15 protein-coding genes are annotated in these 17,252 nt (G+C 64.1%); 7 read left to right on the top strand and 8 right to left on the bottom strand.

Annotation, left to right across the window (positions count from 1 at the left end; translation table 11 throughout):
• Positions 1-2: 2 nt before the first annotated feature.
• The 7 genes from ACOJB8_RS21570 to ACOJB8_RS21540 all read right to left on the bottom strand — a co-directional run bounded on the left by ACOJB8_RS21570 (position 3) and on the right by ACOJB8_RS21540 (position 7,343).
• On the bottom strand, positions 3-755 hold the full coding sequence (locus tag ACOJB8_RS21570; RefSeq protein WP_069262259.1) for a peptidylprolyl isomerase: 753 nt from the start codon (positions 753-755) through the stop codon (positions 3-5).
• A gap of 48 nt (positions 756-803) precedes the next feature.
• A complete protein-coding gene (locus tag ACOJB8_RS21565; protein ID WP_406951462.1) occupies positions 804-2,189 on the bottom strand; it encodes a beta-barrel domain-containing protein in 1,386 nt (461 codons plus the stop codon).
• A gap of 22 nt (positions 2,190-2,211) precedes the next feature.
• On the bottom strand, positions 2,212-4,137 hold the full coding sequence (locus tag ACOJB8_RS21560) for an FHA domain-containing protein (RefSeq protein WP_475014112.1): 1,926 nt from the start codon (positions 4,135-4,137) through the stop codon (positions 2,212-2,214).
• A gap of 114 nt (positions 4,138-4,251) precedes the next feature.
• Positions 4,252-5,724, bottom strand: a complete 1,473-nt coding sequence (locus tag ACOJB8_RS21555; RefSeq protein ID WP_475014141.1) for an efflux transporter outer membrane subunit — start codon at positions 5,722-5,724, stop codon at positions 4,252-4,254.
• A 123-nt stretch (positions 5,725-5,847) separates the two neighbouring features.
• Positions 5,848-6,117, bottom strand: coding sequence for a hypothetical protein (locus ACOJB8_RS21550; RefSeq protein ID WP_069262261.1), 270 nt, complete (start codon positions 6,115-6,117; stop codon positions 5,848-5,850).
• A 323-nt stretch (positions 6,118-6,440) separates the two neighbouring features.
• Entirely contained in the window at positions 6,441-6,866 is a 426-nt protein-coding gene (locus ACOJB8_RS21545; RefSeq protein ID WP_069262262.1) for a DUF4399 domain-containing protein, read from the bottom strand.
• A gap of 51 nt (positions 6,867-6,917) precedes the next feature.
• Positions 6,918-7,343, bottom strand: a complete 426-nt coding sequence (locus tag ACOJB8_RS21540; RefSeq protein WP_069262263.1) for a DUF4399 domain-containing protein — start codon at positions 7,341-7,343, stop codon at positions 6,918-6,920.
• Positions 7,344-7,645: 302 nt separating this feature from the next.
• Here ACOJB8_RS21540 and ACOJB8_RS21535 point away from each other — a divergent pair, with 302 nt between their 5' ends.
• The 4 genes from ACOJB8_RS21535 to ACOJB8_RS21520 are packed head-to-tail and all read left to right on the top strand — an operon-like array spanning position 7,646 to position 13,295.
• Entirely contained in the window at positions 7,646-8,998 is a 1,353-nt protein-coding gene (locus tag ACOJB8_RS21535; protein WP_475014110.1) for a formylglycine-generating enzyme family protein, read from the top strand.
• Positions 8,999-9,034: 36 nt separating this feature from the next.
• Positions 9,035-11,764, top strand: coding sequence for a xanthine dehydrogenase family protein molybdopterin-binding subunit (locus ACOJB8_RS21530; protein ID WP_368727950.1), 2,730 nt, complete (start codon positions 9,035-9,037; stop codon positions 11,762-11,764).
• Complete coding sequence (locus ACOJB8_RS21525; protein WP_475014108.1) at positions 11,761-12,282, top strand: (2Fe-2S)-binding protein; 522 nt, start codon at positions 11,761-11,763, stop codon at positions 12,280-12,282. Before ACOJB8_RS21530 ends, ACOJB8_RS21525 begins: the two co-directional genes overlap by 4 nt.
• Positions 12,210-13,295, top strand: coding sequence for a hypothetical protein (locus ACOJB8_RS21520; RefSeq protein WP_342948366.1), 1,086 nt, complete (start codon positions 12,210-12,212; stop codon positions 13,293-13,295). Before ACOJB8_RS21525 ends, ACOJB8_RS21520 begins: the two co-directional genes overlap by 73 nt.
• Positions 13,296-13,306: 11 nt before the next feature.
• Here the strand turns inward: ACOJB8_RS21520 and ACOJB8_RS21515 are convergent, their stop codons facing one another.
• A complete protein-coding gene (locus ACOJB8_RS21515) occupies positions 13,307-14,248 on the bottom strand; it encodes a flagellar brake protein (protein WP_342948262.1) in 942 nt (313 codons plus the stop codon).
• 176 nt (positions 14,249-14,424) lie between these two features.
• Between ACOJB8_RS21515 and ACOJB8_RS21510 the strand changes: the two genes are divergently transcribed.
• From ACOJB8_RS21510 to ACOJB8_RS21500, 3 genes are all read left to right on the top strand, one after another.
• Positions 14,425-14,994: an RNA polymerase sigma factor gene (locus ACOJB8_RS21510; RefSeq protein ID WP_342948367.1), complete on the top strand. Its 570-nt coding sequence runs from the start codon at positions 14,425-14,427 to the stop codon at positions 14,992-14,994.
• A gap of 16 nt (positions 14,995-15,010) precedes the next feature.
• Complete coding sequence (locus ACOJB8_RS21505; protein WP_342948263.1) at positions 15,011-15,313, top strand: hypothetical protein; 303 nt, start codon at positions 15,011-15,013, stop codon at positions 15,311-15,313.
• 73 nt (positions 15,314-15,386) lie between these two features.
• Positions 15,387-17,168 (top strand): ABC transporter transmembrane domain-containing protein, encoded by a 1,782-nt coding sequence (locus ACOJB8_RS21500; RefSeq protein WP_342948264.1) that lies wholly within the window; start codon positions 15,387-15,389, stop codon positions 17,166-17,168.
• Positions 17,169-17,252: the final 84 nt, after the last annotated feature.

The raw sequence follows: 17,252 nt of genomic DNA, 5'->3' as shown, positions 1-17,252 counted from the left end.
GCTCAGTGCGCGTCGATGATATGTTCTTGTGCGCGCTCCGCGAGCCATTCTTCGCGCAATAGCCGCCGCACCTCGGACGAGACGTCCGCTTCGAGCGACGCCGGATGCTTTGCCGTCACGCAAAAGATTTCGAAGAACGAGCCGTCCGGCGCGGGAAACGGGCCGAGCAGGTCGCCGACCTGCGCGTTGAACACCTTCGCCTCGATGTCCGTCTTCAACGACCCACGCAATACCTTGCCGATCACGCCGCCGCGCTCGCTGGTATCGGCGATCGAATGCTCACGCGCCATTTCGCCGAACGCCTGCGGCTCGTCCTCGAGAATCGACATGACCTCGCGCGCCTTGCCTTCCGAGTCCACCACGATGTGGCTCACTTCGATGCTGTCGAATTTCGGCGAATTGAGCTTGAAGTAGCTTTCGACCGCCTCGTCGTTGCAGATCAGGTTGAAGGTCTTCTCCTGATAGAGCGTGTCGGTAATGAAGTGCTCGAATTCGTCGAGGCTGATACCGAACACGTCCAGGTAGCGATTCATGTCCGCCGCGCGGTGCAGCCCCCGCACGCGGCGAAACTGGTCGGCGCGTTGCTGGATTTCGTCGGGCTCCACCTTTACGCCCATTTTCTTCGCGGCGATGACCGTGAGCCGGTCGCGCACCTGCTGCTCGACCAGGCTCTCGAACTGCCCCGTGAGTTTCAGCACGCGGATGAAATCTTCCGTGTCGATCGCTTCGTCGTCGATCCGTACGATTGTCGTCATTGCGTTCCCCTGATTTCCGATTCCCGAAATCTGAACTGGTGAATATCTTCAGCCAGCGACCTGCCGGAACGGGTCCAGCGCGAAATCGATCAGGCGCCGCTCGCGCACTACGATTTCGGCGGTTGCCGTCATACCGTAGCGCAACGGATACGTCGCGCCGCCAATCGAAAAATGATCGCGCGCGAGACGCACGCGACCCTCGTAAACCGGTTCCTTCGTCTGCACCTGCGGCTTCGTGGTCGGCGAAATATATTCGAGCGTGCCGTCCACCACGCCATAGCGCTGGTACGGAAACGCGTTGAACTTCAGCTTCACGGGCAAGCCTTCATGCAGGAACGCGCGGTCCTGCTCCGCAATCGCCACCTTCACGACCGGGCGCGCGTTGGCCGGCGCAATGCCGCCTAGCGGCGTGTTCGCCTGGATCTTGTCGCCGGGCTGCGTCGTCGTCACGTCCGTGATCACGCCCGAGACCGGCGCGAGCACGAGCAGGAAGTTGTCCTTGTCGATGTTCTCGAAGCGGATGCGCGCCGCTGCGTCGGCGGCAAGGCGCGCGGTTTGCACCTGCAGGCGCAACTTGTCCTCGGTATTGGCGATTTCGCGCTCCGTCGCGTCGTATTCGATGCGCAGTGACGTGAGCTGCCCGGCACTGCCTTCGAGCTGCGCCTTCGCCTGAGCGAAGTCGTGGCTCGTTTGCGCCTGCAATTCGCTGAGCCGCGCCTGCGCGATCCGGTAGTTGTTATCGGCCTGCAGGAACGCGCTGCGCTTTTCCTCGACCTGGCTTTGCGAGACCCCGCCGCCGCCGGGCAGCGCGAACAGCCGCTCGTACTTGTCCTGGTCTTCCTTCGCGAGGTCACGCACGTGGCGCGCGTTGTCGATATTGCCGCGCGCTTCGTCGAGCTGGGCGTTCTCGGCCTGCTGGAGCTTGCTCGTGCCTTCCGCCACGCGCGTTTCATGCAGATGCGTTTCCACGTCCATCTGCGCCTTGAGCGCCTCGGCCTTGCGCTCCATAAGCGCCTTCTTTTCGGGGAACGCCTTCCAGTCGCGTTCGGCGTCGTCGAGTTTCAGGCGCGCGTCGAGCGCGTTGGTCGCCGCCTGGATCGCGCCGCGTGCATTGATGCGGCCAATGACGTCGTCCTTCTCCACGGGCTGACCTTCGGCGATGTAGATATCCACGAGTTCCCCATCCACGGGCGCGTAGATGCGGCGCACCTCGGACTCCGGGGCAAGCGCGCCCTGCGCGCTCACGATGACGTCGGCGCGGCCGACGAACGACCACAGGAGGCCGCACACCACGAGCGCGACCATCGTGATGATCGTCGCTTCGATGAGGCGCCACGGACGCGCGGTGAGGATCGCCACCCCTTCCTCGCTGTGGTCGCCCAGCGCCTCGCCGAGCGGCCGCGGCGGTTCGGGCGCGGCACGCCCATCATGCATGCCGAGCGCCTTGCGCAGGCGCTCAATGAGCTGGCGCGGATTCACCATGCCCTCCCGCTAGCGCAAGCTTTTCGAGCGCGCCCGCATGGGCCGCGAACGGCGGCGTGGCGAAGTGAGCGGCGGCCAGGCGGTCGTGCACGGCCTGCACATGGCCCGCGTGCGCCTCGCTGTCGATCTGCTGATACTGGTCGACGTCGGCGCGCACGGCATCGAGCCCCGAGAGGCGCGGATAACGCTGCGCATAGTCGCTCAGCATCGCGGTGAGCGCGTCGAAGCGGTCGCTCGCGAGTGCGCTGTCGATTGCCTGCTGGATGCGCTCGAGCGCGGCCACATACACCGAGTCGTCGCTCTGCAGCTTGCGCAGGTGGCTGAGGGAATCGGCATACACGGCGGCAAACGCCGGCACGTAGGCCGAAATCCGGTCGAATGCACGCTGATGCTCGCCGGGGTCGTCGTTCCAGCGGCTCGTCAGCGCATGGATCGGCGCCTCGTCGCGATAGATGCGGATCGGCGCCTGCGGGCCGCCCCGTCCCTGCACGAACGATTGCAGCGCGCCGATCCAGCCGATGTTTTCCACGAGCGACGCGGCGTCCGGGTTGTGGCGCGCGAGCGTACGCATGTCCTCCACGATGGCACGCGCACGATCGAACGCGCGAGCGTTGATCGCGGCGACCCAGTCGGGCACGTCGGCCTTGATGAGCGCTTCCGTCCCCATCGCGCGCCACGTGCTGTCGTTCGGGTGGCGCGTGAGATATTGATCGGCCATGCGCGCCGCACTTTCGAACTGTCCGCTCGTGAGCAACGCCTGCATGTCGCGCTGCGGCGCACCCTGGAAATACGTGAGCGCAACGAGCGCGACGATCACGGCAATCGCGCCGCCGCCCCAGCGCGCGAACGCGCCCATGTTGATCTTTCCGCTGCCGCCCAGCGCTTCGCTCAACTCACTCAGGAAGACCTCGATCCTGCCGCGCCGGCGTCGCGCGTCGTGGCCCGGCTCCGGCGCGGGTTGCGGCGCATCGGGATTGATTTCGTCGTCCTGGGCAGGCGCGGGCGGCGTGCAGAAAATATCGAGAAACGAGTGCGCGCTGCCAATGAACGTCGTGCGGTCTGCATCTTCGGCGAGCACCGCGGCGCGGCGCTCGCGCGTCGCCGTCACGGTGGCATCGCTTCCACTCGTGCTTTCGAGGCCAACCCGGTAGACGAAGTGCTCGCCGCCAAAGGCGATCCGCTGGCCGTCTTCGAGCTTGACCGCATGATCGTCGAGTCGCTGTCCGTCAAGGAACGTGCCGTTGGTGCTGCCCAGGTCTTCGACGTACATCGCATCGTCTTCGGCGTAGATGTGCGCATGACGGCGCGACAAATAGTTCACCTGGTGCGGATACGCGTCGTGATACTGCGAAAAGGTCTCGTCGGCCTTGCTGACGAGGAACGGAAAGCTCGTCACGACAATCTGCTGCAAACCCAGATCGGCGCGCACCGGCGTGAGCGTCACCACGGTCGCCCGCGCAGGCGCCCGCACCGTACGCGGCGCGAAGCTCACGCGAAACGCGAGCGCGCCGGCAAAGCTGAGTTCGTCGCCGTCTTTGAGAACGTGAGGCTTCTGGGTGACTTCGATGCCATTGACCGCCGTGCCGTTCTTGCTGCCCAGGTCGGCCACGTAGGCCGCCGCGCCCTCGCGGAAGATGCGCGCATGACGGCGCGAGACATCGACCACGACCTCGGGCTTCGCCTCGGCAAAAGGCGGCTGGGTCCGCCCGACTGCGAAAAGATCCTTGTCGATGCGGATCTCGCCCAGCTCTGCATGCGATATCGGCCGCAGCACGATATCGAACGTTCGGTCGAGCGATGTCTGGCTCTCGGCAATGGAAGCGGCGTCAGGCACCATGATTCCGCCAGCGATCAGCAGTTGTGAGCCGGGACGCGCGTGGCGCAGGCGCCGCGTGCGCACTGACTCTCCGTGTGGAGCCGCGCGCCTTGCACATGGCGATCGGGGTGTGAGAAAAGTGTAGGCGACTGTTGGCTGGAGTCAAACAACTGACGCGGCCCGCTGCGACCAGCGCGCTCACTTGACGGGCGCTGCCGACACAGCGGAATTCGAGGCCACGCTGGCGACATCGACGTCGGGCCAGCCGCCGCCGATTGCCTTGTAGAGGGTGACGGTGTCGCTCAGGATCAGCTCATGGTTGGACAAAAGCGACTGTTCTGCGTTTGCGAGCGAACGTTCGGACTCCAATACTTCGAGCTGCGACACCAGCCCCTCCTTCAACTGCGCCTCGACCTGCGCCGCGACGGTGCGCAGCCGCTCGTTCTGCTGCAGCAGTTCGATGCGCTGCTTCTTATGCGCGTCGAGGTTCACCAGCGCATTTTCGACTTCTTCGAACGCCGTGAACACCACCTGGCGATACTGCTCTTCGGCAACCTTGCTCTGGGCCTCGGTCGTCTTGATGTGGGCATGCACGCTGGGGTCGAACATCGGAAAGTCGATGCTCGGCATGAAGCTCAGCGTGAACACCTTGAAGAGGTCGGAGAGCGAAAACGCGGCTGTGCCGGCGCGGCCCGTGAGACTGATGGTCGGCAATTGCGCGAGCCGCGCGGAACCGACTTCGTCATATGATTCGAGAATGCGGTACTGCGCGGCCACCACATCGGGACGGCGCCCCAGCAGCTGCGCGGGCAGGCCCATGGGCACATCCGGCAACTTCACGCGCTCGCGCAACTGGCCCGACGGCATCTTGAACTCGCCGGCGGGCACGCCGACCAGCGTGGAAAGCGCGTTTTCGGCGGTATCGCGCTCGCGGTGCAGTTCGAGCAGTTCGTTCGTGACGCCATTGACTTCCGCGCTCTGGCGCAGCACCTCGGTCTTGGGCGCGACACCGTTTGCGTACATCTGCTGGTAGATGGTGAGAATCTGCTTGTTCCGCCTGAGCGTGTCTTCCTCGTCGCGGATCTGATCGTCGAACTGGAGGATCTGGAAATAAGTGCTCGCCACTTTCGTAACGAGCGTCAAATAGCCTGCGCGCCAATCCGCTTCGCTAGCGTGATACTCGGCCTTTTGAGCCTGCACGCTTTTTTCGACTTTGCCCCAGATATCGATGTCCCAGTTGACCTGAGTGGCGACGTTATAGGTCTTCGAGAGCGCTAGCCCCGTGCTCTTCTCATAGTCGATACCCGCGCCCGCGTCGACCGTGGGAAGTGCACCGGCCTGCACTTCCCCGATCTGCGCGCCGGCTACGCCAATGCGCGCCGCCAGCACCCGGATATCGATATTGCCCGCAATCGCCTTTTCGATGAGTGTATTCAGGTAGGGATCGTCGAACTCTGTCCACCACTGCGGATTGACCGTATCGGCCGCGGAAAACGTGCGGCTCGTATGCGCCCAGGCGTCCTTCTCAGGCATGTCCGGGCGCCGATACGCAGGCGTGCCCAGATCCGTGCAGCCGCACAGCGCCACGGCACACAACCCGGCCGCTCCGACGACGCGGGTCAGCCAGCGCGACGCGCCGCGACATACGTGCGCGGCGGACGGCGAGAGCAGTGTGTTCACGATCGACTCCTTAAGGGAAAGGCGGCGAAGGACGCGACGAAGAAGCGGTGTGCAGCGGATGCGGTGGAGGGCGGCGCCGTGGAGGCGGGTAGGCCTCCACGGCTGGCAGCACGATCAGAAGTTGATCGTGTTGTGAGCCGTTTGCACGGGGTTGGTCGAAGCGTGGAGGTTGTTCACGAACGCCACGTCGTTGCCCGTGTTGGACAGGATGGTGTTCGTCTGGCCGATCAACTGCGATGCGGAGAAGTTGGTGGAGTCGACCTTCACGCTCGGCATCGTCGGGTAGCAGACGGGCCACAGGCCCAGGCCGCCGCGCACGGCGCTCATTTCACGGCGGTCGAGTTCTTGCGCGACGCTCAGGTCGGCGATCATCAGCTTGCTCATGGCAGTTCTCCAGGAATGGATGCAACACTGTTGGGATTGTGAGCTGCATGGTTGCGGGCTCGGGTCCAACAAGGCATGAGGCGTGCCAGATGCACGAGTGCGCGTGCGCACGGCGCGCATCGCCCGTCGCATAAGGACTGTTCTGGAATTCCCGGAGTCTCACGCGCGGCGCGTGGCGCGTGCGCGTCGTGCGCGGTGATGGGCGCGCGCCAACGCGTCGATCGGCTTATGTTGGCGCGCTACGAACACTGTTTGCTGGGGGAAAGTGAAAGCGTCGCAAACGTTCGAATCATCCCGCAACATTCGCGATCGATTCGTATGGATCACTTAACGTAAATGGTGATCTTCTTCGAGTACACCGGCGGGTTGTGCGGCACGTGGTGGGCGTCGCCCATCAGCAGCTGCAGCGTATGTTTGCCCGGCGGCAACTGCAGCATCGTTTCGGTCTGGCCGGCGCCGAAGTGAAGGTGATTGCGATCGGATGGAATGGGCTGATCCATCGGCGGCAAGTCCGTATCGACGAGCAGGTGGTGGTGGCCCGTATTGGGAAACTCGACTTCCGCGGGCGCCACGCCCATGTTGCGCAGGCCGAACCAGACGCGAAATGGCCGCCCGGCCGGCATGACCTGGCCGTCGTTGGGCCAGCCGATATAAACGTGCGCGTTCGGGTCGACCGGCGTCGTGCCTGCTTGCGCCGCACCGCCCGCGAGCAGCACGAGGCTGGCAGCAAAAACGAGGAACCTGTTCATGGCGTGCACTCCCGCTTCTTTTGCGCTGCGGCCAAAGCCGGATGTCCTTCGCTACTTGACCGTGACCGTGATCTTCTTCGAGTAGACCGGAGGATCGTGCGGCACGTGATTGTAGTCGCCCATCAGCAACTGCAGCGTGTGCTTGCCCGGCGCAAGCTCGACCCGGGCTTCCGTTTCGCCCGCGCCGAAATGCAAATGATTGCGATCCGACGGGATCGGCTGATCGAGCGGCGGCAGGTCCGTGTCGATGAGCAAGTGATGATGGCCCGTGTTCGCCTTGTTGATCCCCTTGGGGCAAACGCCCATGTTGCGCAGGCCCATGCGAACCCAGAACTTGCCGGTGGGAATCGTCGCGCCGTCGGGCGGCCAGATGATGTAGACCTCCGCGCCGGGCGGCGACGGGGTGCGCTCGGCAAACGCGAGGCGCGGCATCAGAACGGCCGCTGCCAGGGCCAACAGGGTTGCTCTTCGTTGCATCTTCGTGCTCCTTGTTCGGCAGACGGCGCGCCGCTTTGGAGTTCGGTGCGTGTTCTACAGCTTAGGACGGATTCAAGCGGACGGAGATAAATCGGCGCCGCGCGTGCGGGTGCCACCGAGTTACTGCATCGCGCGGCGTGCGTGCTATTTTGTAGTTGTGCGCAGGCAGTGCCTGTGCCGGCGGCGGCCCGCGTTTCATGCGAGCGCGGCTGGCGACTGCAGCGGGGTAGCGCACCGTCGGCATTGAAAGGCGATGACGCCTGGGTATGCACCCGGGTTGGCACCTGATAGGGAGAACGAACATGTGGCGGCTAGTGTTGCCTGTGTGCCTCTTGATCTCGCTAGGCCTGACTTCGACGCTACGTTCGGCCGCGCCGGCAGCGCATGACCGTTCGGCTCCGGCACGCGAGCAGCCGCGTCTCGAGCCGCAAGCTCCTGGCCGGTACGCAAGCGCCCACGCCGGACATGAGCGCCTCACCGCGGCCGGCGCAGCGCGGCAACGCTATGGCGTCGCGATCGTGCGCGTTGGCCTGATGCCGAAAGACACCTCCCAGGAATACGAAATCACGTTCTGGAATTCGATCAAGGACAGTCAATACGCGAGCGACTATGAGGCGTATCTGAAGGCCTATCCGAACGGACGCTTCGCGCCGCTCGCGCAAGCCCGCCTGACGCGTTTGCGTGCGGAGGCATCGAAACCCGCTGCGGCGTCCGCCACGCCCGCTGCTTCCACCCCGCACCCGGCTAGCAACCCCGCGGCCGCCGCTCCCACCCCGGCACCCGCGCCAGCGCCTCAGGCAAAGACACCGCCGCCCCCACCCGCGCAGACCACGGCAGCGCCCGCCTCTGCACCGCCGGGCGCCGCGACGACCGCGGCAACGGCTGCAGCTGCGGCGGCAGTTGCTGCCAAGGGCAATCCGGCCATTTCGAAGCCGGGTCCCCACGACATTCAGGACTGCCCATCTTGCCCGGTGCTGGTCGCGGTGACGCCCGGCAACTTCACCATGGGCATCGACACCGACGACGCCTCGGAGCGGCCCGCGCACCACGTGACGATCGGCCATAGTTACGCGCTCGCGAAGTATGCGGTGACGGTGGCGCAGTGGAACGCGTGCGTTGCCGCGAGCGCCTGCCCGCGCCTGTCGAACGAGAACAACGCCTCGCCGAACGCCCCCGTGCGCGACCTGAGCTGGGACGACGCGCAGCAGTACGTGAAATGGCTTTCGAAGATCAGCGGCAAGCCCTACCGTCTGCCGACGGAGGCAGAATGGGAATATGCCGCGCGCGCCGGCACCGAAACGCGCTACTGGTGGGGCAACGACATGCGCAAGGGCACGGCGAACTGCAAGGACTGTGGGCCGCCGTGGCACGTCGAGGCGCCCGACGACGTCGGCTCGTTCCCGGCCAATGCGTTTGGCTTCTACGACATGGCCGGCGGCGTTTGGGAATGGGTCAGCGACTGCTGGCACAACTCGTACAAGAACGCGCCGAACGATGGCCACTCGTGGGACGAGCCCAACTGCCAGACGCGCGTGATTCGCGGCGGATCGTGGCGTGACGGCGCGGGCTATATGCTCGCCGCCACGCGCTTCAAATACGACAGCAGCGTTCGCTACGAAGCCAATGGATTTCGCGTAGCGCGCGACATGAAATAATGCGGATCGCGCTGCGGGTCTCGCCTGGAGACGCACATGGCTTGCGATGTTCCGATCACTCGCCGGACATTCCTCAAGGCCATGGGGAGCGGCGCGGTCACGATGTCGGTCAGTTCCATCACCGCGTTCACGGCCGCCAGCCCAACCGTACCTGGCGCGACGCGCGCCCACTCCGCACTACCGCCGCCGAACGGCACACCCGACTGGGCGCCGGAGCCCGGCAAGGCGCGCTGGCGCATCGAGGGCGTGAGCAAGGTCACGGGTGCGAAGATCTACGCGCGTGATTACAAGGCGCGCGACTTCGAAGGCTGGCCGAAAGAAGAAAACTGGCTATATGCGCTGAGATGCAATTGCGTCGACAAGAATTTCGAAGGCTTCGATCTGAGCGTATTGCCGCGCAATCTTCGCCCGATCGCCGTGGTATCCAACCAGACGTTGAATGACAATCGCATCTATCTCGCGGCCGAAAAGGATCCGGTCGCTAGCCAGGATATCTATCTTTTCGCGCAGAAGGGCAAACCTGCCAATTGCTACGGCCAGCCCGTCGCCTTGTTGATCTTCGAAGACTTCGATACGTATCGCCGCGCAAAGAAACTGCTCGATTTCAACGAGTCCGTGATCCGTTACGGCGCAACGGTACCGGAAAGCGCCATCACCACTTTGTATCCGTCCGCATCCAAGGTTTATGTGCGCGACGACGCGAGGTCGTTTTCGAACCTCCAGCGTAGCAGCCTCCCCTTTGAGAAGTTCACCAAGGCACGCGACAGCGCAAGTAAAGAAATTTACGATCTGGCCAGCGCCAGGGTCGACAGCAAGGCCTGGCACCAGTTCGATGGCGCCTTCAGAACGCCCGCAATCGATCCCGTCTTCATGGAACCGGAGTCGGGACTCGCGTGGTTTCAGGCGGATTCCGGTTGTCTGAACCTGGTGCTCGGCACACAATCGCCGCGCGGCGACTGCATATCCGCATGTAAGTTGTTCAAGGACAGCAATATCAACGTCAAGCACGTTCACGTGATCAGTTGCTACCCAGGCGGCGGATTCGGCGGCCGCGACGAATCGTATTTTCCCGTTTATCTCGCGCTCGCCGCGCCCTTCGCGAAGGGGGCGTTGCGCTGGCAGCAATCGCGCTATGAACAATTCCAGGTCGGATTGAAACGCGCGGAGACGGATTTCACGGAGTCCATCTGGCTCGACGAGAGCGGCAAGCTCCAGGCGCTCGTCAGTTCCTTCAGCTTCAATGGCGGCGCCAAGGAAAATCTCACAGGCCCCGTTGGCGACCTTGCTGCCATGAGCGCCATGAGTTGCTACGACATTCCGCGCGCCATTGCGCAAAGCTCCGTGAGTTATACGCCCGCGTTGTTCGGCGGCTCGCAGCGCGGCTTCGGCGGTCCTCAGGCTTACCTCGCCATCGAAACGCTCATGGACGAGGCCGCCCAGGCGCTGCACAAAAGTCCATTCGACATCCGACGCACTAACCTGCTCCGCAAGCAGCACGGCAAAACGCTCACTGGCGCACCCATTCTGTTCCATCTGCAACTCGCCGAGCTGCTGAACCAGCTTGAGGCCCACGAGTTATGGCGCAACAGGGAAAGCGTGCGCGCGCAACGCCACGCGCTCGGCTTACGGTATGGTGTTGGGCTCGCCATGTCGAACCAGGCCTACGGTACCGGCAAAGACGCCGTATTCGCGATGGTGCAGATTCAGCCGAACGCGGGCCTGCATGTGCTCACGCATTACACGGACATGGGCAATGGCGCGGCGACGACGTTGGCCCTGGCGCCTGCGGCGTGCCTTGGGCAGAACGCGCAGAAAATCACCATGAACGAAGTCGAGGCGTTTCAGATACCGGGTTTCGATTACACAAAGCTGGGCATCCTGGATGCCACCGGAAGCAAAGCGATTTCGGCCCCCTTCGGTTCTTCGAGCGCCTGCCTCGGTGCGTTCCATCACTTTCAGGCCGTAGATCGCGCCGCGATGGTGTTGATGCTGCAAAGCGTGCTGCCTGCCGCACGCGCAATATGGAACAACCCGCACATCGAGCGGCATGACCTCACGTGGACAAATGGCAAGCTGACCGCGGCCGGTCACCCGGCAATCAGCTGGCCCGCGTTGCTCGACGAGATCAACCGCCAGCAGTTGCCTACCGTGGCCGCCGCCCATGTGACCTATGCCGGCGGATTCTGGAGAAGCCGGTACACGTTCGCCTCGGGCGCCGTCGAGATGGACTGCGACTTCATAGCCGTTGGCCCCGATACGCACCATCTCGAGGGCTTGCCTCACGGCAAGTTGCTGCCGCCACGCGATACGTTCAATTTCGGGCGCACGAACTATGCGCCTTCGGCAGCGCTCGTCGCGGTGTCCGTGAACCCCGAAAGCGGCCACGTAAAGGTCGAAGAGGTCGTCACGACACTCAGCGCCGGCCGCCTGATCTGTCCTGAAATCGTGCAAGGTCAGTCGCAAGGCGCGGTGGCCATGGCGATGAGCAATGTGCTGAGCGAAGCGTGTCCGCTGGGCAATCACGGCCCCGGCGACGGCACGTGGAACCTCGACCGCTACCTCATCACGCGCATGACCGACGTCCCGCGGCAGGAACTGATCGCGCTGCCGCCGCCGGAAGGGGACCTTCACAGCGCGCGCGGCATCGGCGAGGCCGTGATGTGCCCCATTGCGCCGGCACTGCTGAATGCGCTGGCCATGGCAACCGGGCATCGCTTCAGGGAAACCCCCGTCACGCCCGACAAGATACGCGAGGCCCTGCAGTGAACGAAGCCGACGTCAAGATTCACGTGAACGGACGCGCCGTGACGGTACCGGCCGCCGATACCGACATGAGCCTCGCCGAATTCCTTCACGAACGCCTGGACCTGACAGGGACCAAGGTGTGCTGCGGCATTGGCGCGTGCCGTGCGTGCACCGTGGGCCTGCGCAGCAGCCAGGACACGCTGATGGAGAAGACTCTGGCGTGCGTCACACCAGTAAGCGCTGTCGCGAATCAATATATCTTTACCGTGGAGAGCCTCGCGGACGGCGACAAGCTTTCGCCGCTGCAGCAGACTTTCCTCGAATCTTTTGCGTTTCAGTGCGGCTACTGCACGCCCGGTTTTCTGATGGCCGCAACCGCCATGCTCGAACATGTGAAGGCGTACCGCATCAGCGGAGACCAGCTAGAAACGGAAATCGACACCTGGGTGGGCGGAAACCTGTGCCGATGCACAGGCTACGTGAAGTATCGCGAGGCGATTCGCAAAGTTGCGCAAATGCAGATGAAAAGCGGAGGATGACCATGTCTGTCCGCGTCCGCCTGTTCGCTCTGTGCTTCCTCTTCGCCGTGCCGCTTGCCGCTTTTACGCATGAGCAGACCTTGCTCGAATACGCCGATCAATGCGTGAAGGAAATTGGCGAAATCCCGCCGTTCAACTGCAATGACGGAACGGATATTCCCATTACGATCGATGGAAAGCCGCCCGGGCCAAACGAGTCCCCGACGCGATGCGACAAGCCTTCATTGCTGAGTCCAACTTCGGAAGCAAAAGGTCAATGCATCCCGTTTTCGAAGATCCTGAATCTATCGCGCGGCAACACGCAAATTTCCGCGTATTGCCGGCGCGACGCGCTGCGCCCCGATAACGACCCGCACTATGACGGCGTAGTCGTCGTGATGCATCACTCAGGCAACGGCAAGACCTGCTGGTTCGAGGCGAAGCCACAACCGAAATCGCAAGCCAGCGTGTCCGCGAGTGGTGGATTCGTGGCGACCCGCGTGCCGCCGCCGAACGAGAGAAAGCCACCTGCAGGACACACCTCCGCAGTCGAATTCTGGGCGACACCCGCAGTGGTCGCCTCCGAAAAGCCCACCTGCCTCCAATGCCACGACGCAGGCCCCTTCATCTTCAGCCCGTATATCGGGCAAGTGTGGGACAAGGTGCCCACCGACCCATGGGGTAAGTATTCGAGCATCGGGCAGGCTTTCTCGTCGTTTCACCTCATGACGATGAGCACACCGGGCAACACCTGCATTGGCTGTCACCGCATCGGCAGCGAGCAGAGCTGCACCGCCTTTCTCGGGCTCTCTGTGGGCAATCAGAAAGCGCCTGGCAACGACCGGCTCGCCAACAGCTATCCATGGGACCACTGGATGCCGACCGACAACGCCATGAGCAATGAACAATGGGACAAGGCAAATCTCGCGTCGGTCAAGGCCTTGCTGGACTGCTGCAAAGACGCGGCGCACAAGGACCCGAATTGCACGTTCACACCCATGCCTTCGAGTTCGAACAACCGGTCATTGCATTGAGCGCGCCCGGTTCAGGTCGGCATGCCGGCCCAGTAAGACACGGCGTCCTGCCGATCGAACACGAACGTCTTGAGCGCGACCTGGCTCTCGGGAGAAAGCGTGTCGAATTCGAGTCCGTGCAGGGTGAGTCCTGCCTGCGGGTTATCGGCGCGCAGATTGCGAATCACGGCGACGGCCTGGAACGTCGCCCCGACGTTCCCCGCTTCGATCGGAAACACCACGCATATGCGCTCGCCGACCTCGCCGATCTTGCGCCCGGCGGCGAGCGACATCCCCAGCACGCTGATATCGCAGCCAATGCCGAGCCGGTCCAGTTCCGAGCCCGTCAGGTCCACGCCATAGCGCACCGCGAGTTGCGTGCGCACGCGCACGGCCCGGCGTTCGCGCAGCCGGCGTATCGTGCCCGGTTCGGAGAGCACGAGATAGCGGAACGGATGCGTGCAGACCGCCTCGACGGTGCAGACGAGCCAGAACACGGCTTGTGTTGCGATCGCAACGATCTCGACCTGTTCGCCCTGAAACGGCTCCCACGCGGGTTTGGCCGCGGCGGGCGGCGTGACGAACATCGCGCCGCCGGGCCGGAAACCGATCAGCCGGCACGGCAGCATCTCGCGCCCCATGCCCGCCTGGCTGCGTATGCCTAGCAGCGCGCCAATGGCGAGATTCATGTCGTCCAGCGTCAACGGCCCTTTGCCACGCTCGCCACGGTCGGCCAGGCTGTCTTGCGTGCTCGCTAGACTCGCCTCGTCTGCCGTGTTGCGATAAGGCTGGAAGTGCGCGAAGAGGAAGTCGCGCTGCTCGCCGTTCAGCATCCCGCCTTGCGGCAGCAGCATCGTTCCATCATGGTGAAACACCGCCAATGGCAGCGGCGTTTCGAGGGGCAACTGCCCGGGGTCCGCGAGCAGTTCCAGCGTTTTAGACGCAGTACCGCTGCCAGGCTCGTGAAGGTGCATGACCGATAGCGTGTGAATTTGTTGGTTTTGTTCGATGCTGCATTGTGACCGAAATATAGTGACAGATGTCAATAAATATGCGGCTATCTCGGGTCTTGTTTAACGAAATATCCATGCCACATAAAACCCGCGATTACGCGCCACAATATTTCTATTTCCGGATCGTCTACACGGGTATGGAACCGCCGCCCACCCCCAGCCCGCCGAGTACGCAGGACCGCGAAATCGCCGACACCGTCGCCCGCGAGCGCCCCAGGCTGCGCAATTTCATCCGCCGCCGCGTGATCGACCAGGACGAAGCCGACGACATTCTTCAGGACGTGTTCGAAGAACTGGTTCAGGCGTGGCGGCTGCCTGAGCCCATCGAGCAGGTTGGCGCGTGGCTCTTTCGCGTGGCGCGAAATCGCATCGTCGACCGGTTTCGCAAACGCAAGGAAGTGCCGCTCGTCGAGCCGCAAGAGGGCGAAAGCGAGTATCGCCTCGACCTCGCGCTGCCCTCGCCCGACGCCGGCCCTGAGGCCGCTTACGAACGCGCAGCGATGCTCGACGCACTGCGCGCCGCGCTCGACGAATTGCCCGCCAGTCAGCGTGAGGTGTTCATCGCGCACGAACTGGACGGGCGCAGTTTCAAGGAGCTGGCCGCCGCGAGCGGGGTGGGCGTGAATACGCTGCTCGCGCGCAAACGTTATGCGGTGCTGCATCTGCGCGAACGTTTGCGCGCGTCATGGGACGACCTCGAGATTTGAACCGAAGGAGAATGGAATGAAGTTTCGCCGCAAAATATTCGCCAAGGCGCTGCTGATGGTAGCGGTCATCGCACTGCTGGGCGCAATCGTCATGGGCCTGTGGAACTGGATCGCACCGGCGATCGTCGCCAATGCACATGCCATCGACTATCCGCGCGCAATCGGACTGCTGGTGCTGTGCCGGATCCTGTTCGGCGGTTTCCGCGGGCATGGCGGCTGCCGCCGACGCATGCACTGGCACCAGTGGCAACAATGGCAGCACATGACGCCGGAAGAGCGCGAGCAACTGCGCAATGGCGCCACGCCGCCCGCGCGGTAAGCCAGCCCATGGCCAACCTCGCCTCGCCGCAGGCTGGCACAATCCCGTCATTGTCGATCCGCCAGGAAGCTCCATGCCAGATGTCGCCGCCCGCCGCCCTACCCGCGTCGCGCCCCTCTTCGCCCTTTTGCCCTTCCTGCGCCCCTATGCGGGACGCTGGGCGCTTGCTTTCCTCGCGCTCCTGACCTCGGCGGGCGCGACGCTCGCGCTGCCGGTGGCATTCAAGTACCTGATCGACCGTGGCTTCGCGAGCGGCGATCGCACGCATATCGACCGCTATTTCATCGCGCTCTTCGTGGTTTCGCTGATCCTCGCCGCGGCGACGGCGCTGCGCTTCTACTGGGTCTCGTGGCTCGGCGAGCGGGTGACGGCCGACATGCGGCGCGCCGTGTACGACCACGTGATACGCATGAGCCCGCAGTTCTTCGAGACCACGCAGACGGGCGAAGTGCTCTCGCGCCTCACCACCGACACGACCCTGATCCAGACGGTGGTGGGCACCAGCCTCTCGCTGGGCCTGCGCAACGTGCTCCTCACGGTCGGCGGCGTGGCGATGCTCGTCGCGACGAGCCCGGTGCTGTCCGGCTACATCATCGCGACACTGGTCGTTGTGGTCGCACCTATCGTCATCTTCGGGCGGCGCGTGCGGCGGCTTTCGCGCGCGAGCCAGGACAAGGTGGCGAGCGCAAGCGCCCTGGCTGGCGAAGTGCTCAACGCCATGCCCACGGTGCAGTCGTATGCCCAGGAGTCGTTCGAGGCAAAGCGCTTTGGGGGCGCCGTGGAAGCGGCCTTCGAAACGGCGCTCACACGCATTCGGGCGCGTGCCGGATTGACGGCCGTGGTGATCGTGTTCGTGTTCGCCGCCGTCGTGTTCGTGCTCTGGCTCGGTGCGCAGGCGGTACTGGCCGGGCAGATGAGCGCCGGCCAGCTCTCGCAGTTCATTCTCTACGCGGTGTTCACGGCCGGCGCCGTGGGCGCCGTTGCCGAAGTGTGGGGCGATCTGCAACGGGCCGCGGGCGCCACCGAACGGCTGCTGCAACTGCTCGCCGCGCGCTCGCCGGTGGCGCAGGCGGCGGCAACCGTGCCGCTGCCCGCTCATGGCGCGGGCATCCGCTTCGACAACGTTGGCTTCTCCTACCCTTCGCGCCCTGGCATTGCCGCGCTCGACGCCTTCTCGCTCGACGTGCGCCCGGGCGAACATGTCGCCCTGGTCGGTCCGTCGGGCGCGGGCAAGACCACGCTCTTTCAATTGCTGCTGCGCTTTTACGACCCGCAATCGGGCAGCCTCAGCATCAACGGTGTGCCGACGCAACAGGTGTCGCTCGCGGCGCTGCGCCAGGCGATCGGCGTCGTGCTGCAGGAGTCGGTGATCTTCTCGGGCAGCGTGCTCGACAACATTCGCTACGGCTCGCCCGACGCGACGCTCGAAGCCGTGCAGCGCGCCGCCTCCATGGCGGCGGCAGCCGGCTTTATCGAGGAACTGCCGCAAGGCTACGACACGTTCCTCGGCGAGCGCGGCGTGCGCCTTTCAGGCGGTCAGCGTCAGCGCATTGCCATTGCGCGCGCGATCCTCAAGAACCCGCCCATTCTGCTGCTCGACGAGGCCACCAGCGCCCTCGACGCCGCGAGCGAACGCCTTGTGCAAACCGCGCTGGACAACGCTGCCCAGAACCGCACGACGCTCGTCATCGCGCATCGCCTCGCCACCGTGCAGCAGGCCGACCGCATCATCGTCATGGAGCAGGGCCGCATCGTGGCGCAAGGCCGGCATGCGGACCTGCTGCAGAGTTCGCCGCTTTATGCGCAGCTCGCGGCGCTGCAGTTCGGCGCGCAGCACGCGAATACCGTCACGTAACCATCAACCGGGCCGCCTGGGCGCGATTCGCGATTGCCTGCCTGCGTTGTCGAACGTTCGCAAATCGAAGCGCCGCCCAAGCGT

This window comes from Paraburkholderia sp. BR10141 (assembly GCF_056155635.1).
This window is presented reverse-complemented; position numbering and strand designations above follow the sequence as displayed.